Genomic DNA, 20,967 nt, shown 5'->3' on the forward strand with positions numbered 1-20,967 from the left:
TGGACAGCACGACCAGCACCGTCAGCGACGCGCTGTCGCCGCTGCTGGGCGACAGCTTCAACGCCAACAACCCCAACATGCTGGACCCGGTGGACGACGTGGTGGGCACCGCCACGGGCGCGGTGGACGGCCTGGTCTCGCCGCTGACCGACGGGCTGCTGGGCTCGAACGTCGTGCACGACGTGCTCGGCGGCGTGACGCAACAGGTCGACTACGTGACCGATGGCGTGGCGAATCTCACCGACGGGGCGCTGGGTAGCGATCTGCTGGGCGGCGTGCTGGGTGACGACGGACTGCTCGGTGGCCTCACCGGGGGTGACCTGCTCGGCGGTGTCCTTGGCGATGACGGGCTGCTGGGCGGCTTGACCGGCGGTGACTTGCTGGGTGGCGATCTGCTCGGCAGCGTGCTCGGCGAAGACGGCGTGCTGGGTGGCCTGAACGGCGGTGATGTCCTCGGCGGCGACCTGCTCGGCGGCGTGCTCGGTGAAGACGGCCTACTGAGCGACCTGACCGACGGTGACCTGTTGGGCGGCGATCTGCTGGGTGGCGTCGTTGGCGACACCGGCATCGTCGGCGGCCTTCTCGACACCATTGCCGGCGACGATGGCCTGCTGGGCAGTGTCACGGGCGGCGAGCTTCTGGGGGCTGACCTGCTGGGCAACCTCATCGACGATGGCCGCCTGCTGGAAGGGATCGCTGGCGGCAATCTGACGGGCGGTGACGCCGTCGGCGGCCTGCTCGGCGACGACGGCATCGTCGCGGGTCTGCTCGATACCGTCGTAGGTACGGACGGCATTCTGGGCAACGTGACGGGCGGGGATTTGCTGGACAGCGTCCTGGGTGACAGTGGCCTGGTCGGCAGCGCGCTGAGCGGCGCCACCGGCGGCAACGACCTGCTGGACAGCGTGCTGGGCGACAACGGCGCGCTCGCTGGGGTCCTCGATACCGTCTCCGGAGGCGGCGGACTGCCGGATGGCGGACTCGCCGGCTCTGCAGGCGGCCTGCTTTCCAGCGAGGGCGCGGTCGGCGGATTGCTGAACAGCCTGGTCGGCAGCGTCTCGGGCATCACCGAGCCGGTCTCCAGCGGCACGAGCACGGGTGCGGTGAACAGCCCCGTCAGCGCGGTGTCGGGCCTGCTCAACAACCTGCTGGGCTGACGTGAAATGGCGCTGCGGCCCGCCCGCCGGCAGGAACGCAGCGCCAGCCATTTCGCTCCAACGCCGGCTTTTCGGGCGAGGGGCCATCCGTGGAACAGCCGCCATTTCACTTGGCCCGCCAAGGCGAATGGACCCATGCGCAGGACGCGCCGACGCCCCGGCGTCGCCTGCGTCCTACCAATAAAAACTATCGACTATGCGGGAATGATGGGAACTCACCCGGCCATTAGCACTCCAAACCCGCGAGTGCTAATATCCTCAAGCAAGGAGTAACCCTGATGTCCAACCTGTCTACTGTGTCTTCGCAGTCGCTGGCCGTTGCCAACCCGTGGGCGATGGTGCCCCCGCTGGGCAACCTGGACGCCTACATCTCGGCGGCCAATCGCCTGCCCCTGCTCTCCCAGGAAGAAGAGCGCAACTATGCCCGCCGCCTGCGCGACGAGGGCGATTTGCAAGCCGCTGGTGCGCTGATCCTGTCGCACCTCCGGCTCGTCATTTCCATTTCCCGCCAGTATCTGGGCTATGGCCTACCGCACGGCGACCTGATCCAGGAGGGCAACATCGGCCTGATGAAGGCCGTGCGTCGCTTCGACCCTGACCAGGGCGTTCGGTTGGTGAGCTACGCCATCCACTGGATCAAGGCTGAAATCCACGAGTACATCCTCAAGAACTGGCGCATGGTCAAGGTGGCGACCACCAAGGCCCAGCGCAAGCTGTTCTTCAATCTGCGTTCGCTCAAGCAGGGTTTCAAGGCCGGAGCCGTAGATGCCGACACGCACCGCGAAACCCTGAACAGCGAGGAGATCGGCCTTGTCGCCGAGCACCTGAACGTCAAGCGCGAGGAAGTCGTGGAGATGGAAACGCGCCTGTCCGGCGGTGACGTGATGCTCGACCCGACGCCCTCCGACGGGGATGACGAGGCCTTCGGCCCCATTGCCTATCTGGCCGATGCGACCCAGGAGCCCACGGCACAGCTCGAGTCCCGCCAACGCGACCGCATGTCCACCGATGGCATCGCGACCGCGCTGGAGATACTGGACCCGCGCAGCCGCCGTATCGTGGAAGAGCGCTGGCTGAAGGTGAATGACGACGGCTCCGGCGGCATGACGCTGCACGAACTGGCCGCCGATTACGGCGTGTCGGCAGAGCGCATCCGTCAGATCGAGTCGGCGGCGATGAAGAAGATGAAGAAGGCGCTGGCCGAATACGCCTGAGCCTCGCGTCTCTCGCCACTCCTTAAACCCGGCCTCGGCCGGGTTTTTTGTGGGCGCTCACCTCGACCCTCTGGCCAACCGCCAGAAGGAAGATGCATCCGCTCAGCTCGCTGCCAGCAGCGTCTTGAGGTCGGAGGCCATCGCGTCGGTGCCCAGGCCATAGCGCGCGTACAGGCGCAACCGGCCCTGCGGGTCATAGACGAAGCTCGCGGCCGAATGGTCCATCGAATAGCTGGTGGGCGTCTTGCCCTCCACCTTCTTGTAGTAGACCTTGAAGTCCTTGGCGAGCGCGGGCAGTTGCTCCGTCTTGGGAATCAGCGCCAGGAAGCTGGGATCGAAGGCCGTCATGTAGGCCTTCATCACCTCGGCGGTGTCGCGCTCCGGATCGACGGTGACGAACAGCACCTGCACGCGCTGGCCGTCGGCGCCCAGCTTCTCGCGTACCTGGAGCATCTCGCTCATGGTGGTGGGGCATACATCGGGACACTGCGCATAGCCGAAGAAGAGCACCACCGCCTTGCCCTTGAAATCCGCCATCGTGCGCTCGCGGCCGTTCATGTCGGTCAGCCGGAAATCCTTGGCGTAGTCGGCGCCGGTGATGTCCACGGCCTGGAAACTGGGCTTGGGGTCGGTGCAGGCACCCAAGGCGACGGCCGCGCAACCGGCGCCCAGCAGTTGCAGCGCGCGGCGCCGTCCTCGCAGCGTGCGCGCGGACATCGAGGAGGGCGAAGACAGTCGATCGGTCATAGGACGTAGTGATCCACCAGCAGTGCCGCGAACAGCACGCTCAGATGGATGAGCGAGAAACGGAAGGTCTTGCGCGCCAGCTGGTCGGAATAGCTGCGCCACAGCGCATAGGCATAGCCGCAGAAACCCACGCTCACAGCGATGGCGGCCAGCAGGTAGAGCCAGCCGCTCATCCGGTAGATGAAGGGCATCAGGCAAGCAGCGAAGAGGATCAACGTGTAGAGCAGGATCTGCAGCCGGGTGTACTCGTTGCCATGCGTCACCGGCAGCATCGGCAGGCCGGCGCGGCGATAGTCTTCCACCCGGTAGAGCGCAAGCGCCCAGAAGTGTGGCGGTGTCCACAGGAAGATGATGAGGAACAGGATCAGCGCCTCCGGGTCCACGTTGCCCGTCATGGCGGCCCAGCCGAGCACCGGCGGCATAGCGCCCGAAGCGCCGCCGATCACGATGTTCTGCGGCGTGAGCGGCTTGAGCACCACCGTATAGATCACGGCATAGCCGACGAAGGTAGCGAAGGTGAGCCACATGGTGAGCGGGTTGACCGCGAACCACAGGACCGCAGAGCCCAACGCACAGAGCCCCGCCGAGAACAGCAGCGTCTGCCGGTCGGAAAGCTCGCCCCGCGCCGTCGGCCGCCACGCCGTGCGCTTCATGCGCGCGTCGATGCCTTTCTCGACCAGGCAGTTGAAGGCCGCGGCCGCGCCGGCGACCAGCCAGATGCCGATGCAGGCCTCGGCCATGCGCAGCAACTCGGCCAGCGTCGGCACCTCAGGCACGGCCAGCACCATGCCGATCAAGGCGCAGAAGACGATCAGTTGCACTACGCGCGGCTTGGTGAGCGCGTAAAACTGCCGCCACACGCTGGTGGCCGGCATCTGGGCAGGATGCGCCGGTGCGCTCATGATCGGGCCTCCTGCGGGCCGAAGGCCGGGCGCCGCGTCGGTGCCTGCGGCAGCCCACCCCGCAGCACGCGGCATTCGCACAGCGTCCAGGTCATCACCGTGGCGAGCGCTGCGGCGCCGCCGGTGTGGAGCACGGCCGCAGCGAGCGGCCAGCCGAGCAGCACGTTGCCAAGACCGGTGGCCAACTGCAGCAGAGCGAGCCCCCCGAGCCAGCGGGCCTGGTTGCGCAGGGCGGGAACATGACGAAGCTTGAAGAACAGCACGATGAGAACGGCAAAGACCGCGTAGGCCATCAGTCGGTGTGTGTAGTGGATGGCCGTGAGCGAGGCGAATTCGATGGGCACCCCGGCGGCATCCACGCCGAGATGGCGCCATGGCTGGAAGCCCTGAGCGAAATTCATGGCGGGCCACCAGCTGCCCTGGCACTTCGGGAACTCGGTGCAGGCGAGCACCGCATAGTTGGTGCTGACCCAACCGCCGAGCGCGATCTGCATGATCAGCAGGCCCATGCCCAGCCACAACCATCCGCGCATCGAAGGCGGCATGGCCGCCGGCCGGCGGCCAGTGGCCGCCTGCTGGTAGCGGACAGCCTGGATGCACAGCAACATCAACAGCACGATGGCGCCCATCAGGTGCAGCGTGACAATGGCCGGGAACAGCTTCCATGTCACGGTGAAGGCGCCGAACGCGCCCTGCAGACACACCCACACCAGCGTGGCCGCCGGCCACAGCGGATTGAGGACCTGCGGCTCACCGCCCGGCCGAAGCCGTTGCTTTCGCCGAGCCCACCAGGTCGCCAGGGCCAGCGTGACGATCAGCGCGCCCACGCCCGTGGCCAGGTAGCGGTGGACCATCTCGATCCAGGCCTTGGCATGCGTGACGGGGCCGGTCGGCAGGGCCGACTGCGCCATGGCGATCTCGTGGCGCGCTCCCAGAGGGCTGGCATTGCCGTAGCAGCCCGGCCAGTCGGGGCAGCCCAGGCCGGAGTCGGTCAATCGCGTAAAAGCACCGAACAGCGTGAGGTCGAAAGTGAGGAAAAGCGTCAGCACCGTGAGCGCATGCAGGCGGCGCGCGGCACCCGCACCGGCATTGCGCCGCCACACCCACAGTACCGGGCCGAGCGCCAGCAGCGCGCCGCCCAGCAACAGCAGCGCCACGGGCTCGAAATCGTAGAGGGCCTGCGTCTGCACGTCGGTCATCGTCCCGGCTGGTCCCACGAACTCGACGCACGTAGCAGGCGGTCGAGATCGCGCTTGGCCTTGGCCGCGCCCTTGAGGTCCATGCGCGCGGGAAAGCGCATCATCCAGTTGCCCATCGGATCCACCACGTACAGGTGCTCCCCCATCGATGCACCGGGGGCAGGTGCCAGCCACCCCGCCAGCGTATCCGCGGGCACGCGCAGCACCGTCGCACCGTCGAGCGCCGCCTTCAGCCGCTGGGGAATGGGCGCATCGTCCGACACCAGCCAGACCCGATCCACGCGGTCCTTCTCGCGGCCGAGCGTCTCGCGCAGTTGCCGCTGCAGGTACAGCTGCTGCTCGCACAGCTCGTTGCACGCACCGCCGGCTACCGCCACCAGCAGCCACTGGCCCTTGAGCTGGGCGAGCGGCTGCGCCGTGCCCTCGGCCGTGCGGACGGCGACCGCCGGCAGGGGCCGCTGCGGATCGATCAGCTCGCCGAAAACGCTGCGGCTCTGCGGCCGGATCACGTAATAGGTGAAGTAGGAGGCGATCACCGGTGCCGCGCAGCACAGCAGCACCAGCGTCATCTGCCAGCGGCCCCGCTTGCGCTGCCGGCCGGCGTCGGCGCCCATGCCCAACGCCTCGCCCGGCGAGGGCATGGAATGGACGGTCAGGCCCAGAGGCTCGTCAGCGAGGGCGGCGACGGCGGGGCGCGATGAGTTGGAACCAGACATAGAGGATGACCACCAGGGCGGCAAGCCCGAACCACTGGAAGGCGTAGCCGTAGTGCTTTTCGATGCCCAGCGCCGGCACCGGCCACTCACGCAGCAGGCCTTCGGAGTCGGGGCCGACCTGCTGCAGCGAAAAGTCGGTGCGCAGCGGCAGCCCGGTCTCGTTGCGGAAAGTCTCCAGGTCCAGATTCTGCCGGATGCGGGCATGGGCCAGGTCGGCGGGCTTTTCAATGCCGGGCTGCGCGGCCGAGGCAGCCTGGGCCGGCGGATCGGCGCCCAGTTGCAGCAACTTGGACGGAGGCGGCTCGATGCGCGCCTCCAGATCCACCAGACCGGCCGGCGTCTCGACAGGCGGCAGTTGCGTACGGTCCGCGAAGTTGCGCGGTACCCAACCCCGTTGGACCATCAGCGTCTGGGTGGTGCCCTCCAGCGCAAAAGGCGTGAGCACATAGAAGCCGGGCTGCCCGTGCATCTGCCGGTTGTCGAGGAAGATCGTCTGCGTGGGGAGCCAGAGCCCGCGCAACCGCACCTTGCGATGCAACTCGGTGGTGGGCTGCTCCACCGCAAGGAAGTCCTCCATCTGCAGCGCCGGGTAGGCCTGCTGCGTCTCGATGCTGGCCTGCAGTGACTCTTTCTGCGCGGCACGGGAGAGCTGCCATCGGCCAAGGGCCACTGCCGTGGCCGCGACCGCAAGGGCCGCCAGGGTGATGATCCAGAAACGCACGGCAGGGTGCGCGCGCGACGAAGAAGAGGAAACCCGCATCCGGTCACGCATGGCGTTGAACGCGGCAGAGGCCGCACATAATCGAACTCATGAAATATCTCGTGGCCCTGGGCTTCGTGGGCATCCTGGGCAGCCTGGCATGGGCGCTGTTCCACATGCTCACTGGCGGACGCGACGGCAAGTCCAAGCCTGGCGGCATGGCGCGCGCGCTGACCGTTCGGATCGGGTTGTCGGTGGTTTTGTTCCTGTGCCTGCTGCTCGCCTGGAAGCTCGGCTACATCCAGCCGACGGGCTTGCCGGCCGGACGCTGAGCCCTCAGCGGACGACAACAAAAAAGCGCCTTGCGGCGCTTTTTTGCTTTCTGGACCTCGATCATAGCGAGGCCCCTTCGGCAGCCTTGTCGGTCAAAGCCAATAGACCAGCACGTACAGGCCAAGCCAGACCACGTCCACGAAGTGCCAGTACCACGCCGCGCCTTCGAAGCCAAAGTGACGATCCGGCGTGAAGTGGCCCTTCATCAGGCGCAGCGTGATGAACAGCAGCATCAGCATGCCGACGAACACATGCAGGCCGTGGAAGCCGGTGAGCATGAAGAAGGTGGAGCCGTAGGCACCAGAACTCAGCTTGAGATTGAGTTCGGTGTAGAGGTGGTAGTACTCGTAGCCCTGCACGCCCAGGAAGATCACGCCCAGCAGCACCGTGATCCACATGAAGCGGATGGTCTGGGCGCGATGGCCGGCACGCAGCGCATGGTGGGCGATGGTCAGGGTCACGCCCGACGACAGCAGCAGCGCGGTGTTGATGGTGGGCAGCCAGAACGGACCGACAGTCTGGAAAGGCTCGACGATGCCGGCGGGCGAACCGGTGGCACCGGCCTGCACGCTGGGCCACACGGCCCGGAAGTCCGGCCAGAGCAGCGCGTTGTCCAGGCTGCCGAGCGCCGGCAGCGAGTGGGTGCGCGTCCACCACAGGGCGGTGAAGAAGGCGCCGAAGAACATCACCTCCGAGAAGATGAACCAGCTCATGCTCCAGCGGTACGAAAGGTCGATCTTGGCGCTGTACTTGCCCGCTTCGCTCTCGCCCACGGCCTCGCGGAACCACTGGAACAGCACCACCCACCACCAGATCAGACCGAAGGCCAGCGAATAGGCACCCCAGGCATGGTCGTTGATCCATTGCCCGGCCCCGAGGATGACGAAGAACAGGCCGATGGCGGCCATCAGCGGATGACGCGATGGGCCCGGCACGAAGTAGTAAGGCGCGGTGCCGTGGGTGGTCGAACTCATGTTGCTCCTCAGGCTTGATCTTTGTCTTGTGGGTGGCAGGGGAACGGGTGTCGGCTCAGGTCGAAACGGCGAACTTCACCAGCGCAAGCAGCACGGCGATGAGCACCAGCACCGCGACGAAGCCCACGGCCACGATGTGCAGCGGTGACAGGCGCGATATGTCTTCCTGGTACTCGCTGTGCTTGCGCACGCCGAAGAAGCCCCAGGCCACCGCCTTGATGGTGCGCCACAGGGACGGCCTGGGCACAGCCACCGGACCGCGGCCATCATTCGGCGCGGTCACGAGCGCGGCTCCCCGTTGCCGGCCGCCGCCGTGGGCGCAGGCGGCGTACGGCCGCCAACCTCGAAGAAGGTGTACGACAGGGTGATCGTCTTCACATCCTTGGAGATGCGCGGATCGATCACGAAGGCCACGGGCCACTGCTTCTTCTCACCGGCGTCCAGGGTGTACTGATTGAAGCAGAAGCACTCCAGCTTGTTGAAGTACGGCGCGGCCTGCTGCGGCGCATAGCTTGGTACGGCCTGGGCGGCCATGCGCCGGTTCTGCACGTTCTGGAACTCGTACATCACCGTGTGCAATTCGCCGGGATGGACCTGCATCGAACGCTGGGCGGGTGCGAAGTCCCACAGCCCGTGCGCGTTGGCATCGAACTCCACCGTGATGGTCCGCGACCGGTCCACCTGCGTGTTGGCCGGCACCTTCACCGCCGAGCCGCCCTTGGCGCCACCGGGCACGTCGAGCTCGGAGCGGGCCAGCACATTGATGCCCGTGACCTCACAGATGGCACGGTACAACGGCACCAGCGCATAGCCGAAGGCGAACATGCCCGCCACCACGATCGCGAGCTTGCCCACCATCTGGAGGTTCTCGCGCCGCAGGCGCCGGGCGAATTGCAGAGCCATGGGCGGATCCTCAGTGGCCGAGCCAGACCATCCGGATGATGAAGCCGATGAAGAACAACACAGCAATGGAGGCCAGCGTCAGGCCCATGCGGCGGTTGTTCTTCTTCTGGTCGGGCGTCATGGCAGATGCGGGCACGTGCTCAGCCTCAGCCGATCACCTTGGTCGCGGTGGCGTCCAGGCGGGGCGGGTTCTCGAAGGTGTGGAATGGAGCAGGCGACGGCACTTCCCACTCCAGGCCCTCTGCACCTTCCCAGGGCTTCTGGGGCGCGGGCTCACCCTTGCCGCGCATGGCCGGCAGCACGACGAAAAGGAAGAAGTACACCTGGGCGAGTCCGAAGGCGAAGGCACCGACGGAGGCGATGGCATTGAAGTCCGCGAACTGCATCGGATAGTCGGCGTAACGACGCGGCATGCCTGCCAGACCAAGGAAGTGCATCGGGAAGAAGGTGACGTTGAACGAGATCAGGGACCACCAGAAGTGCAGCTTGCCCCGCGCCTCGTCGTACATCACACCCGTCCACTTGGGCAGCCAGTAGTACACGCCAGCGAACATGGCGTAGAGTGAGCCGGCCACCAGCACGTAGTGGAAGTGGGCCACCACGTAGTAGGTGTCCTGCAGCTGGATGTCGATGGGCGCCACGGCCAGGATCAGGCCGGTGAAGCCACCCATCGTGAACACGAAGATGAAGCCGACGGCGAATAGCATCGGCGTCTCGAAGGTCATCGAGCCCTGCCACATGGTCGCGATCCAGTTGAAGATCTTCACCGCCGTCGGCACCGCGATCAGCATGGTCGCGTACATGAAGAAGAGCTGGCCCGTCACCGGCATGCCGGTGGTGAACATGTGGTGCGCCCACACGATGAAGCTCAGGATGGCGATGGAGCTGGTGGCGTACACCATGGAGGCATAGCCGAAGAGCTTCTTGCGCGCGAAGGCCGGCACGATCTGGCTGATGATGCCGAAGGCCGGCAGGATCATGATGTAGACCTCGGGATGACCGAAGAACCAGAAGATGTGCTGGTACATCACCGGATCGCCGCCGCCGGCCGGATTGAAGAAGTGCGTGCCGAAGTGCCGGTCGGTCAGCGTCATGGTGATGGCGCCGGCCAGCACGGGCATCACGGCGATCAGCAGGTAGGCGGTGATCAGCCAGGTCCAGCAGAACATCGGCATCTTCATCAGCGTCATGCCCGGAGCGCGCATGTTGAGGATGGTCACGATGATGTTGATCGAGCCCATGATCGACGAGGCGCCCAGGATGTGCATCGCGAAGATGCCGGCGTCCATGGAGGGGCCCATCTGCAGGGTGAGCGGCGCGTAGAGCGTCCAGCCCGCGGCGGGCGCACCGCCCGGCAGGAAGAAGGAGCCCACGAGCATGAGGGCGGCGGGAATCATCAGCCAGAAGCTGAAGTTGTTCATCCGCGCGAAGGCCATGTCGCTCGCACCGATTTGCAGCGGGATCATCCAGTTCGCAAAGCCCACGAAGGCCGGCATGATCGCGCCGAACACCATGATGATGCCGTGCATGGTGGTGAACTGATTGAACAGCTCGGGGTTCACCAACTGAAGGCCGGGCTGGAACAGCTCGGCGCGGATCAGCAGCGCCAGAATGCCGCCGATCATCAGCATCGTGAAGGAGAACAGCAGGTACAGCGTGCCGATGTCCTTGTGGTTGGTGGCGAACATCCAGCGGCGCCAGCCGTGCGGATGGTCGTGGTGTTCGTCATGCACATCGCCACCGTGGGCGGCGTGGCCGTGCGGGTCGAGGACTGCGCTCATGTCGTTATTCCTTGGCTGACTCTCGGAGGGACTGCAATGGCGCCGGCATCACTTGCCGCGCTGTGCCAGCACCTCGGCCGGCTGCACGAGCTGGCCTGTCTTGTTGGACCAGCTGTTCTTGGTATAGGAGATGACTGCCGCAATGTCGGTGTCGGACAGCTGTTTCCACGACGGCATGGCGCCGTTGTTCTGGCCGTTGAGCAGCACATGGATCTGCTTCGTGTGGTCGGCGTCGAGCACCACGGCGGACCCGTCGAGCGGCTTGATCGGGCCGGCACCCTTGCCGTTGGCCTGGTGGCAGGCCGCGCAGTTGGCAGCGTACACGCGCTCGCCACGGGCCAGGATGTCGGGAAGCGTCCAGACCTTGTTAGGGTCGTCCTGCTTGGCAGCGGCTTCCTTCTTCTTGGTGTCGACCCACGCGGTGTAGTCGGCGGCAGACAGAACCTTGACGTGGATCGGCATGTACGCATGCTCCTTTCCACACAATTCCTGGCATTGACCATAGAAATCGCCAGTTCGCTCGGCGCGGAACCAGGTGTCGCGCACGAAGCCGGGAATCGCGTCCTGCTTGATGCCGAACTGCGGCACGGCGAAGGCGTGGATCACGTCGTTGGCCGTGGTGATGATGCGGATCTTCTGCTTCTCGGGCACCACGAGCGGGTTGTCGACCTTGAGCAGATAGTCATTGGGCACATTGCCCTTGGCACCGGCATCGGACAGGGCGCGGTGCGAGCTGTCGAGCGTGGAAATGAAGGACAGCCCCTCGCCTTCACCCTTGATGTAGTCGTATCCCCACTTCCACTGATAGCCGGTGACCTTGATCGTGAGGTCGGCGTTGGTCGTGTCCTTCTGGGCGACCAGGATCTTGGTGGCAGGCAGGGCCATCAGGATCACGATGATGAAGGGGACGATGGTCCAGACCACCTCCACCACCACGGATTCATGGAAATTGGCGGCCTTGTGGCCCACGGACTTCCGGTGCTTCCAGATGGAATAGAACATCACCGAGAAGACACCGACGAAGATCACCAGGCACAACAGGAGCAGCACGTTGTGCAGGAAGTGCTGCTCCTCCGAAATGCGTGTCGCGCCCACCGGCAGGTTGAGCTGGCGCACCATCGGGCCGCCCGGCAGATCTTCGACTGCATGCGCAGCGCCACTGAACGCCACGCCAGCCGCCAGCATCCATCTTGCCGGCACGGTCCAAATGCTCTTCATCGTGTTCACTCTTTTCAGACCTTCAAACAATCCACCGTCTCCACCATCCGCCAGCCCGCGCGAACCTAGGTCTCGCGCAACGCGCTGCGGATCTCCCGTGCCAGTGCGGCCCGAAGCTCGGGGCGCACGTAGCGCCCCACGCAGACCGAACGCCCCTGCGCGGACACCTCGATCAGCGAGCGGTCGCTCACCTGAGGCTCCACCCGTACCTGGTGCCGAAGGAATTCGGCCCGCTCGACACTGCCGCCATGCTCGTGCTCGATGACGAGCCGACCGTCCTGCAGCGCGATGCGCTCGCCATCCGTCGCATGCCGGGCATAGAACATGAAAGCCAGGCCCACCGCCGCAAGCTCCAGCCAGGCAAATGGCAGCACGAGCTTGGCACCCTGCAGCCAGAAGACACCGGCGATCCCCAGCGATACCACGCACAGTGACGCATAGGCCCATCCGAGCTGGCTGGGCGTGATCGAGCAATTGCGCCGCAGGAACCAGTGAATGCTCTGGCCCGAAACAGTGGCGAAGCGAAACACGGGATTCGGCACGGGCGGGTGGGGCTCTTTCGAGGGTGTGTCACTGCCGCCAAGGGCCAGTCCCAGGGACGCAGGCACTCAAGAATTGTAGCGTGGCACCCTGTTTCGACAGTCGGGGCAAGCCCTGCCCCGGCAGCTCTTCGCAGAGGCTAGGCGTCTTCGCGGCCCCGCCGCAACATTTGACGCATGTCATTCAGACCGATGGCGCTTTCCGGGGCGACGGCGACCCGGGAAACGGGCTTGAAGGCATGACCGTAGATGATCTCGAAGGTCAACGCGATGCGTCCGCCGTGCTCGGCCGAAGCCAGCCCGGCCAGCAGGTCCAGCAGCTGCGCGCGCCAGCGCCGCCCGCGCAGGCCGGCAAAGCGCTCCCGATGGAGATTGCGCCCGAGCGTCCGCAGCTCCGCCAGCGCCGCCTCCGGCGAGCCCCAGGTGAGCACGATGCGCTCCATGTCCATCACCGGCTCGGCGAACCCCGCATGCACCAGCATGTCGCCCCAGTCGTGCATGTCGGTGAAGGCGTGGGCCGGCTCGGGCCAGCCCCGCGCCAGGTAGGCCGCGCGCAGTTCCACCAGCGTATCGGGGCCGAAGCCCGAGAACATCAGGAATCCATTGGTCGCCACCTGCCGATGCCACTGTGCGATCAACGATTCAGGATCGGCGGTCATGTGGAGGCCCATGTTGGCCCACAGCAAGTCGACGCCGCCTTCCGGCAGGGCGCCGAAGAGTTGCGGCCGGCCGCTGCGCCAGCGCTTGGCGCTCCACCAAGGGGCCGCAAACGCGGCAGACGTGAGCGCATGCAGGGCGGGTTCGGGCTCCTGCACATGGACGGCCGCCTGCGGATAGCGCTGGGCCACCTGCGCGTGCACCTCCAGGCCACCACGCAGCGGCGACCAGTCCGCCCAGTGTCGGGGCGTGGCCTTGATCCACTGCAACCGCTCCTCCATCCGCTTGCCCACTTCCTCGTGGAGCCAGGGCGCCGTATCGCCGGGCGCCTGTCGTGCCCAGCGGCGGGCGGCCACCGGGTCGATGGTCGGGGGCCGGGATGCGGGGGAAGAAGGCATGGCGATCAGAAGGCGCGCAGTGTGCGAATCGTCACGGCCGCGAGCGGGTCGGCGAGGGGCGCGCCAGTATATTGAGCCGATGCCGACCTCTGCGCCGACCCGGCTTCATTCCCCGGTTGTCCGTCTGTTCAGCGCCCTGCTCGGCCTGCTCCCCAGCCAATGTGCCCTCTGTCGCGCGTGGCCGGGCGAGGTGCTCTGCGGCACCTGCCTGGACCAGTTCGCGGTGCCCGTGCCGCGCTGCGTGCGCTGCGCGATTGCCGTCCCGCCGGGCCAGCCCACCTGCGGCGCCTGCCTGCGCGATCCGCCCTTCCTGGACGAATGCGTCGCCGCCTGCGACTACGACTGGCCGTGGAGCGCCTGCATCGCGCGCTTCAAGTTCGCTGGCGAGGCGGGCTGGGCCGCGCCGCTGGCCGCGGTGCTGGCGCGCCATCCGCGCACACCCCATCTGCTCGACACCGCCGACCTCGTGCTGCCCATGCCGCTGTCAGCGGAGCGACTGCGCGAGCGCGGCTTCAATCAGTCGCTCGAACTGGCCCGGCGGCTGGCGCCGGGACGATGCGACGCGCATCTGCTGCTGCGGCCCGTCCACACATCGCCGCAGGCGGGGCTCAGCCGTCACGATCGGTTGCGCAACCTGCGGGGCGTCTTCGCGGTCGGGTCCTCGAGCGCCAGCGCCGTGCGCGGCCGCACCGTGTTGCTGGTCGATGATGTGATGACGACCGGTGCATCGCTCGCCGCTGCCGCGCAGGTGCTGCGGCAGGTGGGCGCGGCCCGGGTGAACGCCCTCGTGCTCGCACGCACGCCGGCGCCAGGGAACGCCTGAGGCGATCCGGGTCCAGGCGCCCCCACGACGCGCCGCGCGGTTAAGCTCGCCGCCCCTTCTCCGGTCCAGCGCATCCATGTTCCGCATCGTCCTCGTCGAGCCCGAGATCCCGCCCAACACAGGCAATGTGATCCGTCTGGCGGCCAACACCGGCTGTGAACTCCATCTGGTGGAGCCGCTCGGCTTCTCGATGGAGGATCGCCTGCTGCGGCGCGCGGGTCTCGACTACCACGAGTTCGCCCGCGTGGTCCGCCATGGCAGCTGGCAGGCCTTGGTCGACCAGCATGCGCCAGCGCCGGAGCGCACTTTTGCTCTCACGACGCGCGGCACCCGTGTGGTGCACGACGTGTCGTTCCAGCCCGGCGACTGGCTGGTCTTCGGCTCGGAAACAAGGGGCCTTTCGCCCGAACTGCGAGCGCATTTCGCACCGGCGCAGCAACTGAAGCTCCCGATGCGCCCCGGCCAGCGCAGCCTCAACCTGTCGAATGCAGTGGCCGTGACGGTGTTCGAGGCGTGGCGACAAAACGGCTTCGGCACCGAAACCTGAGGGGAACAGGCGCATCTGAACGCGCCTCGAAGGGCTGCGCGTGAATCCAGGCGCACGTCGGCGACGTATGTGGATCAGGTGCCTGCTCGGCCGCGTGGTGGGCAGACACCCGTCGCCCACCCTTTCTTCAAGGAGCCTTCCATGATCCGCAAGCTCACCGCCATTGCCCTCGCCACCGTGTTCACTGCGGGCGCCGCCCATGCCGTGGACGGCGAGATGTCACCCAATCCGGCCGCTCCCTTCAAGTCGACGCTGTCTCGCACACAGGTGCAGGCCGAGGCGCGCAATGCGCCGACGCCCAGCAACGGCGGCACCGGCGTGCTGCAGGTACGCGGCACCGCCGACCGGGCGGTGGTCCAGTCCGGCGCGCGGGCCACGGCGCGCAACGGCTGCGCCAACTGCGCCGAAGTCGGCACGATGTAAGCCGATGCGACGCACCCCTGCCTCGGCTCAGGGGTAGCGCCGCACCACGGATTCGGCCACGCAGGCCGGCTTGGCGGCGCCCTCGAGCTCGATGGTGCTCTGCCAGACCATCTGGTAGCCGCCACCCTCGATGGCCTCGCTAGCCAGCAGCTTGATATGGGCGCGCAGTCGGCTGCCCACGGGGACCGGTGACATGAAGCGCACCCGGTTCAGACCGTAATTGACCCCCATGCGGGCCTCCACCACCTCGACCGCCGTGTCGAAGAAGGTGGGTAGCAGGGACAGTGTCAGAAAGCCATGCGCGATGGGCGCGCCGAATGGCCCCGCCTTTGCGCGCTCCACATCCACATGAATCCACTGATGGTCGCCCGTCGCCTCGGCGAACTGGTTGACCTGGGCCTGCGTCACGGTGCTCCAGTCGCTGGTGGCGATGTCCTGGCCGACGCAGGCGTGGAGGTCGGCAAGGGTCTGGAAGATGCGCTTGGTCATGCGGCGCATGATGCCGCCGGCCGGCGCTCATCGCTGTCTGCGCGGGGACACGGCGGCTCGGGGCTTTCCCCAAAGTCCGCATCCCAGGCACGACTCCGTCGCTCAGTCTCCAAACGCTCCCTGCTCAGTTCTCCAGCCACTCGATCAGCGGCTGCCACTGCGCCAGGTCGCGTTCGTAGCGCGACGGCGACAGGTCGAACAGGGTCAGCCCATGGGCAGCGACCTGGACATAGTTCTGCGTTTCGCGCAGTTCCGTGACCAGCGGCATGTCCACCTGGGCCGCGAATTCACGAAGCCGCTCGGCCGCCAGCGTACGCAATCCGACGCGCATGCCCACCAGTCCGATGCGCGGCGTTTTCTTGCCGGAGAGCCGCTCTGCCAGCCGGTCCAGGAATTCGCGTGTGGCAAAGATATCGAACAGGCTGGGCTGCACCGGCACCACCACCTTGTCCGCCAGGGCCAGCACCTCCTTGAAGCGCCAGCCATGCAGGCCAGCAGGCGTGTCGAGCACTGCATGCGTGGTGCCCGGCGGTGGTCGCACCACGCTGCCCTCGCCCTTCGCCTCCCAGCTGCGGATGGGCGCGACCTGCGGCGGCCGCAGCGACAGCCACAACCGGGACGATTGCTGACGGTCCACGTCGCCCAGCATCACCGGATGGCCCTGGTTGGCGAAATGGCCCGCGATGTGCGTGGCGATCGTGGACTTGCCTGATCCCCCCTTGGGATTGGCGACGAGAACCACCGGCATGCAGCGCTCCTGAGCTTGGACGGATCTTGGATGGTAGGGCCCGACGCCGCCGCCGGACCAGCACGAGTTTGCGCTATGGTCGCCGCCATGCCGACCATTCCAACCTCAACATCCGGCGCCCCCATCGGTGAGCCCAGGACGGCAGCAATCTATGTGCTGGCCGCCCATCCGCACTGGCGGGAATCGCGGGCCAACCGGCGCCTGCGCGATGCCGCCGCGCGTCTTCCAGGCGTCCAGGTCAACGACCTCTACGCCCGCTACCCCGACTACGCCATCGACGTGGAGGCCGAACAGCAACGCCTGGCGGCCGCCGAACTGGTGGTCCTGCTGCACCCGATCCAGTGGTACAGCATGCCGCCGCTGCAGAAGCTCTGGCTGGACGAGGTGCTGGGCTATGGCTGGGCCTACGGACCGGGCGGCGGGGCGCTGCGCGGCAAGTCGCTCTGGCTGGTGGCCAGCACCGGCGGCGCCGAGGACAGCTACCACCCTGCGGGCTACAACCGCTATTTCTTCGACGCATTCCTGCCGCCCTACGAGCAGACCGCCGCCTTGTGCGGCATGCGCTTCCTGCCGCCGCTGCTGCTGCACGATGCGCGGCGCGTGCCGGAAGCCGAACTCGCCGCGCACGAGCACGTCTTCGTGGAACGGCTGGTCCGCTACCCGGACTGGCCCGAGATGGCCGAACTGGACGATTGCCCCGAGTGTCGCGTGCCGGTGGGCGACCGGCCGCAAGGCCAGGTGGTGCGCTGACCATGGAACACGCACCCGCCTGGCTGACCAACAGCCTCATCTACCTAGGCGCCGCCGTGCTGGTGGTGCCCCTTTCGCGCGCGCTCGGCCTGGGCTCGATCATCGGCTACCTGGTCGCCGGCATCGCCATCGGCCCCACCGGCCTCGGACTGGTGTCCAGCGTCGAGGAGGTCCTGCACTTTGCCGAGTTCGGCGTGGTGCTGATGCTCTTCCTGGTCGGTCTGGAACTGGAGCCGCGCCGGCTCTGGCTGCTGCGCCGGCCCATCTTCGGCTGGGGAAGCGCCCAGGTGCTGGGCTGCGCCGTGGTGCTGTTCGCCGTGGGCTGCCTGGCCGGCGCACCGTGGCGTGTCTCGCTCGTCGCGGCGCTCGGCCTGGCGCTGTCGTCGACCGCCATCGCGCTGCAGGTCTTCGGCGAGCGCAAGCTGCTCAAGACGGCGAGCGGCCAGGCGGGCTTCTCGATCCTGCTGTTCCAGGACGTCGCGGCCATCCCCATCCTGGCGCTGCTGCCGGTGCTGGCCAGCGGTCCGGCGGACGCGCCGCTGGACGCGATGGCGCGCGCGCTCGAGGCCGCCAAGATCATCGGCGTGGTCGGCGGCATCGTGCTGGGCGGCCGGCTGGCGCTGCGACCGATCCTGCGCTGGATCGCCCGCAGCAACACGCCCGAGATCTTCACCGCGGCCTCGCTGCTGCTGGTGGTGGCCATCGCGGCGCTGATGCAGTTCGTGGGCCTCTCGATGGCGCTGGGTGCCTTCCTCGCTGGCGTGCTGCTGGCCGAAAGCGAGTACCGCCGCGAGCTGGAAACCGACATCGAGCCCTTCAAGGGGCTGCTGCTCGGCCTGTTCTTCATCGCGGTGGGCATGAGCATCGACTTCCGCGTGCTGCTCGCGCAGCCGCTGCTGATGGCGGCGCTGGTGGTGGGCTTCATGGTGCTCAAGTTCGGCGTGATCCTGGGGCTGGCGCGGGCCATGGGGCTGCCGGCGCGGGAGCGGCCGGTGTTCACGCTGCTGCTGGCGCAGGGTGGCGAGTTCGCCTTCGTCGTCTTCCAGGCGGCCGTCGGCGCGCAGGTACTGGCGCCCGAGACGTCGTCGCTGCTGATCGGCGCGGTGGCGCTGTCGATGCTGCTGTCGCCGCTGCTGCTGGTGCTGTTCGACCGCCTCATTCCCGACCCGCAGATCCGGGCGCAGGTGGAAGAAATCTCCGAGCCGCAGGAGGCCCAGGTGCTGATCTGCGGCTTCGGCCGCTACGGCCAGATCGTGGGCCGCGTGCTCCTGTCGCAAGGCATGCCGGTGACGGTGCTCGACCACGACCCCGACACGGTGGAAGGCCTGCGGGAGTTCGGTTTCCGCGTGTTCTACGGCGATGCGACCCGGCTCGACCTCCTGCGCATCGCGGGGGCCGGTCATGCCCGGGCCATCGTGGTGGCCGTCGACGAGGTGGCCACCTGCCTGGCCATCGTCGACCTGGTGCGGGAGCACTTTCCACAAGCGGAGATCATCGCCCGCGCGCGCAACCTGGGGCACTACTACCAGCTGCGCGACCGCGGCATCACGCTGGCCGAGCGCGAGCTCTTCGAGTCGTCGCTGCGCAGCGCGCGCTCGGTCCTGGAGACGCTGGGCTGGCCGGCGCACGAAGCGCGCGAGGCGGCGATGCACTTCCGTCAGCGCAACCTGCGCATCGCGGAAGACAGCTATCCCCACTACAAGGACCGCAAGAAGCTGATCGCCGTGGCCAAGGAAGGCCGCCAGCAGTTCGAGGAGCAGATGGCCCGCGAGCGCGAAGAGCGCCGGCGGGCGCGCGACTCCTGGGGCGTGCGGCACGAGGCGCAAGGAGGCGCGACGCAGCAGACCGGCAGCGCCGACCGGCCATGACGCGCCAGCCGATCACTTCAGTCCGAGCAGCCGGACCGCGTTGTCCTTCAGGATGCCCGGCATCACCTCGGGCTTGAAGCCCGCCTCCTGGAAATCCTTCATCCACCGGTCCGGCGTGATCAGCGGGTAGTCGCTGCCGAAGAGGATGCGGTCCTTCAGCAGCGTGTTGGCGTACTGCACCAGCTGCTTCGGGAAGTACTTGGGGCTCCAGCCCGACAGGTCGATCCAGACGTTGGGCTTGTGCGTGGCCACCGACAGCGCCTCGTCCTGCCACGGAAAGCTGGGGTGGGCCATGATGATCTGCATGTCCGGGAAGTCGATGGCGACGTCGTCCAGGTGCATCGGGTTGCTGTACTCCAGCCGCAGCCCGCCGCCGCAGCGCATGCCCGAACCGATGCCGCTGTGGCCGGTGTGAAAGATGGCGGGCAGCTTGTGCTCGGCGATCACCTCGTACAGCGGCCAGGCCATGCGGTCGTACGGGTGGAAGCCCTGCACCGTGGGGTGGAACTTGAAGCCCTTGACGCCGTGCTCCTCGATCAGCCGGCGCACCTCGCGCGCGCCCATCTTTCCCTTGTGCGGATCGACGCTGCCGAAGGCGATCATGATGTCGCTGTTCTTCTGCGCCGCCTCGGCGATCTCCTCGTTCGGGATGCGGCGGCGGCCCAGGTTGGACTCGCTGTCCACGCCGAACATCACCAGGCCGATCTTGCGCTCGCGGTAGTAGTCGATGCTCTCCTGGATGGTGGGGCGCCGGCTGGAGCGGAAGTACTTGTCCGCCGCGCGGTCGTATTCCTCGCCATAGTTGTCGAAGGGGTTCCAGCAGCTGATCTCGGCGTGGGTGTGGATGTCGATGGCGCTGAGGTTCGCGATGTCCATGAGGCGCGTCTCCGTTCGGGTAAGTACTGATGAGTTGGCCGCTCCGGGCCGTTGAATTGATTATTTTGGATAACCATAATCGATCCAACTTCCGAACGCAATCATGACTCATCAGGACCTCAGCCTCGACATCCAGGGCGACATCGCCATCGTCCGCCTCACGCGCCCTGCCAAGCGCAACGCGCTCAACGACGGCCTCATCCTGGCGCTGCGCAACACCTTCGAGAGCCTGCCCGACACCGTGCGTGCGGCCGTGATCGATGGAGAAGGTCCGCACTTCTGCGCCGGCCTCGACCTGTCCGAGATCAGCGAGCGCGATGCTGGCGGCGGCCTGCGCCATTCGCGCATGTGGCATGCCGCGCTGGAGCTGGTGCAGCACGGCCCCGTGCCCGTCGTCGCGGCGCTGCACGGCGCCGTGGTGGGTGGCGGCCTGGAACTGGCCAGCGCCTGCCACATCCGCGTGGCCGATGCCAGCACCTTCTACGCGCTGCCCGAAGGCACGCGCGGCATCTTCGTGGGCGGCGGCGGTTCGGTGCGCATCCCGCGCCTGATCGGCGTGGCCCGCATGACCGACATGATGATGACCGGCCGCGTCTACAACGCCGAGGACGGCGAGCGCGCCGGCTTCGCGCAGTATCTGGTGCCCGAAGGTGCCGCGCTGGACAAGGCCGTCGAGCTGGCCCGCCGCATCGCCACCAACGCGCCGCTGACCAACTATGCGCTGATGCACGCCCTGCCCCGCATCGCCGAACAGAACGCCGACCACGGTTTCTTCACCGAGGCCCTGATGTCCGGCATCGTGCAGGACGCGCCCGAGGCCAAGGCCCGTGTGCGCGCCTTCCTCGAAGGCAAGGCTGCCAAGGTGACGAAATAGGCCCACCCCCGTTTCTTGCTCACAACGCGCAAGCCGAATCCCCCCTCAAGGGGGCGACACCAGTGGCCCGGCAGAGCCGGTTCCACGATGCCCCCCGCGGTCCGGCCCGCTCAAAGGCCGAAAGGAATAGA

At 67.1% G+C, this 20,967-nt stretch carries 24 protein-coding genes and 1 pseudogene; 9 read left to right on the top strand and 16 right to left on the bottom strand.

Annotation, left to right across the window (positions count from 1 at the left end):
- A pseudogene (locus tag QZ772_RS25155) lies at positions 1 to 1,157 on the top strand (hypothetical protein); the annotation flags it as partial.
- 278 nt (positions 1,158 to 1,435) lie between these two features.
- Positions 1,436 to 2,371 carry an RNA polymerase sigma factor RpoH gene (gene rpoH / locus QZ772_RS25160; RefSeq protein ID WP_295532556.1) on the top strand — a complete coding sequence of 312 codons (936 nt, stop codon included), beginning with the start codon at positions 1,436 to 1,438 and terminating at the stop codon, positions 2,369 to 2,371.
- Positions 2,372 to 2,473: 102 nt separating this feature from the next.
- Here the strand turns inward: rpoH and QZ772_RS25165 are convergent, their stop codons facing one another.
- From QZ772_RS25165 to QZ772_RS25185, 5 genes are read right to left on the bottom strand one after another with little or no spacing between them, the layout of a single operon-like run.
- Positions 2,474 to 3,118 (bottom strand): SCO family protein, encoded by a 645-nt coding sequence (locus QZ772_RS25165; protein WP_295532558.1) that lies wholly within the window; start codon positions 3,116 to 3,118, stop codon positions 2,474 to 2,476.
- Entirely contained in the window at positions 3,115 to 4,020 is a 906-nt protein-coding gene (gene cyoE / locus QZ772_RS25170; protein WP_295532559.1) for a heme o synthase, read from the bottom strand. The genes QZ772_RS25165 and cyoE overlap by 4 nt, the downstream gene beginning before the upstream one ends.
- Positions 4,017 to 5,219, bottom strand: coding sequence for a heme A synthase (locus tag QZ772_RS25175; protein WP_295532561.1), 1,203 nt, complete (start codon positions 5,217 to 5,219; stop codon positions 4,017 to 4,019). The genes cyoE and QZ772_RS25175 overlap by 4 nt, the downstream gene beginning before the upstream one ends.
- On the bottom strand, positions 5,216 to 5,935 hold the full coding sequence (locus QZ772_RS25180) for a hypothetical protein (protein WP_295532563.1): 720 nt from the start codon (positions 5,933 to 5,935) through the stop codon (positions 5,216 to 5,218). The genes QZ772_RS25175 and QZ772_RS25180 overlap by 4 nt, the downstream gene beginning before the upstream one ends.
- Positions 5,889 to 6,695, bottom strand: coding sequence for an SURF1 family protein (locus QZ772_RS25185; RefSeq protein ID WP_295532629.1), 807 nt, complete (start codon positions 6,693 to 6,695; stop codon positions 5,889 to 5,891). The genes QZ772_RS25180 and QZ772_RS25185 overlap by 47 nt, the downstream gene beginning before the upstream one ends.
- Positions 6,696 to 6,745: 50 nt before the next feature.
- On the opposite strand from QZ772_RS25185, the gene QZ772_RS25190 reads away from it, so the two are divergent.
- Positions 6,746 to 6,967: a twin transmembrane helix small protein gene (locus tag QZ772_RS25190; RefSeq protein WP_295532565.1), complete on the top strand. Its 222-nt coding sequence runs from the start codon at positions 6,746 to 6,748 to the stop codon at positions 6,965 to 6,967.
- A gap of 93 nt (positions 6,968 to 7,060) precedes the next feature.
- Here QZ772_RS25190 and QZ772_RS25195 read toward each other — a convergent pair whose 3' ends face one another.
- The 8 genes from QZ772_RS25195 to QZ772_RS25230 all read right to left on the bottom strand — a co-directional run bounded on the left by QZ772_RS25195 (position 7,061) and on the right by QZ772_RS25230 (position 13,438).
- Positions 7,061 to 7,942, bottom strand: coding sequence for a cytochrome c oxidase subunit 3 (locus QZ772_RS25195; RefSeq protein WP_295532567.1), 882 nt, complete (start codon positions 7,940 to 7,942; stop codon positions 7,061 to 7,063).
- 55 nt (positions 7,943 to 7,997) lie between these two features.
- Positions 7,998 to 8,225, bottom strand: coding sequence for a DUF2970 domain-containing protein (locus QZ772_RS25200; protein WP_295532568.1), 228 nt, complete (start codon positions 8,223 to 8,225; stop codon positions 7,998 to 8,000).
- Positions 8,222 to 8,845, bottom strand: a complete 624-nt coding sequence (locus QZ772_RS25205; protein ID WP_295532570.1) for a cytochrome c oxidase assembly protein — start codon at positions 8,843 to 8,845, stop codon at positions 8,222 to 8,224. The genes QZ772_RS25200 and QZ772_RS25205 overlap by 4 nt, the downstream gene beginning before the upstream one ends.
- Before the next feature lie 10 nt (positions 8,846 to 8,855).
- A complete protein-coding gene (locus QZ772_RS25210) occupies positions 8,856 to 8,966 on the bottom strand; it encodes a cytochrome oxidase small assembly protein (RefSeq protein WP_017761738.1) in 111 nt (36 codons plus the stop codon).
- 25 nt (positions 8,967 to 8,991) lie between these two features.
- A complete protein-coding gene (ctaD, locus tag QZ772_RS25215) occupies positions 8,992 to 10,626 on the bottom strand; it encodes a cytochrome c oxidase subunit I (RefSeq protein WP_234197992.1) in 1,635 nt (544 codons plus the stop codon).
- Between the two features lie 48 nt (positions 10,627 to 10,674).
- The gene (gene coxB, locus QZ772_RS25220; protein ID WP_295532573.1) at positions 10,675 to 11,844 is read right to left on the bottom strand and encodes a cytochrome c oxidase subunit II; all 1,170 of its coding nucleotides are present in this window, start codon (positions 11,842 to 11,844) and stop codon (positions 10,675 to 10,677) included.
- 65 nt (positions 11,845 to 11,909) lie between these two features.
- Positions 11,910 to 12,386 (bottom strand): DUF2244 domain-containing protein, encoded by a 477-nt coding sequence (locus QZ772_RS25225; protein WP_295532575.1) that lies wholly within the window; start codon positions 12,384 to 12,386, stop codon positions 11,910 to 11,912.
- A 137-nt stretch (positions 12,387 to 12,523) separates the two neighbouring features.
- Entirely contained in the window at positions 12,524 to 13,438 is a 915-nt protein-coding gene (locus QZ772_RS25230) for a biotin synthase (protein ID WP_295532577.1), read from the bottom strand.
- 79 nt (positions 13,439 to 13,517) lie between these two features.
- Between QZ772_RS25230 and QZ772_RS25235 the strand changes: the two genes are divergently transcribed.
- The 3 genes from QZ772_RS25235 to QZ772_RS25245 all read left to right on the top strand — a co-directional run bounded on the left by QZ772_RS25235 (position 13,518) and on the right by QZ772_RS25245 (position 15,231).
- Entirely contained in the window at positions 13,518 to 14,261 is a 744-nt protein-coding gene (locus QZ772_RS25235) for a ComF family protein (protein ID WP_295532579.1), read from the top strand.
- 76 nt (positions 14,262 to 14,337) lie between these two features.
- Entirely contained in the window at positions 14,338 to 14,808 is a 471-nt protein-coding gene (locus QZ772_RS25240) for a tRNA (cytidine(34)-2'-O)-methyltransferase (protein ID WP_295532581.1), read from the top strand.
- A 141-nt stretch (positions 14,809 to 14,949) separates the two neighbouring features.
- On the top strand, positions 14,950 to 15,231 hold the full coding sequence (locus QZ772_RS25245; RefSeq protein WP_295532583.1) for a DUF4148 domain-containing protein: 282 nt from the start codon (positions 14,950 to 14,952) through the stop codon (positions 15,229 to 15,231).
- A 27-nt stretch (positions 15,232 to 15,258) separates the two neighbouring features.
- On the opposite strand, the gene QZ772_RS25250 is transcribed toward QZ772_RS25245, so the two are convergent.
- Together QZ772_RS25250 and QZ772_RS25255 are read right to left on the bottom strand one after the other, a co-directional pair.
- Positions 15,259 to 15,729 carry a MaoC family dehydratase gene (locus QZ772_RS25250; RefSeq protein ID WP_295532585.1) on the bottom strand — a complete coding sequence of 157 codons (471 nt, stop codon included), beginning with the start codon at positions 15,727 to 15,729 and terminating at the stop codon, positions 15,259 to 15,261.
- A 115-nt stretch (positions 15,730 to 15,844) separates the two neighbouring features.
- Positions 15,845 to 16,468: a ParA family protein gene (locus tag QZ772_RS25255; RefSeq protein WP_295532587.1), complete on the bottom strand. Its 624-nt coding sequence runs from the start codon at positions 16,466 to 16,468 to the stop codon at positions 15,845 to 15,847.
- Positions 16,469 to 16,555: 87 nt separating this feature from the next.
- Here QZ772_RS25255 and QZ772_RS25260 point away from each other — a divergent pair, with 87 nt between their 5' ends.
- Both QZ772_RS25260 and kefC read left to right on the top strand, forming a co-directional pair.
- Positions 16,556 to 17,218 (top strand): NAD(P)H-dependent oxidoreductase, encoded by a 663-nt coding sequence (locus QZ772_RS25260; RefSeq protein WP_295532589.1) that lies wholly within the window; start codon positions 16,556 to 16,558, stop codon positions 17,216 to 17,218.
- A 2-nt stretch (positions 17,219 to 17,220) separates the two neighbouring features.
- Positions 17,221 to 19,086, top strand: a complete 1,866-nt coding sequence (kefC, locus tag QZ772_RS25265; protein WP_295532591.1) for a glutathione-regulated potassium-efflux system protein KefC — start codon at positions 17,221 to 17,223, stop codon at positions 19,084 to 19,086.
- A 12-nt stretch (positions 19,087 to 19,098) separates the two neighbouring features.
- On the opposite strand, the gene QZ772_RS25270 is transcribed toward kefC, so the two are convergent.
- Positions 19,099 to 19,962 (bottom strand): amidohydrolase family protein, encoded by an 864-nt coding sequence (locus QZ772_RS25270; protein ID WP_017760568.1) that lies wholly within the window; start codon positions 19,960 to 19,962, stop codon positions 19,099 to 19,101.
- Positions 19,963 to 20,065: 103 nt separating this feature from the next.
- Here QZ772_RS25270 and QZ772_RS25275 point away from each other — a divergent pair, with 103 nt between their 5' ends.
- On the top strand, positions 20,066 to 20,836 hold the full coding sequence (locus tag QZ772_RS25275; protein WP_295532593.1) for a crotonase/enoyl-CoA hydratase family protein: 771 nt from the start codon (positions 20,066 to 20,068) through the stop codon (positions 20,834 to 20,836).
- The last annotated feature ends 131 nt before the right edge of the window (positions 20,837 to 20,967 follow it).

The organism is uncultured Pseudacidovorax sp. (assembly GCF_913773995.1).
Lineage (GTDB): Bacteria > Pseudomonadota > Gammaproteobacteria > Burkholderiales > Burkholderiaceae_C > Xenophilus.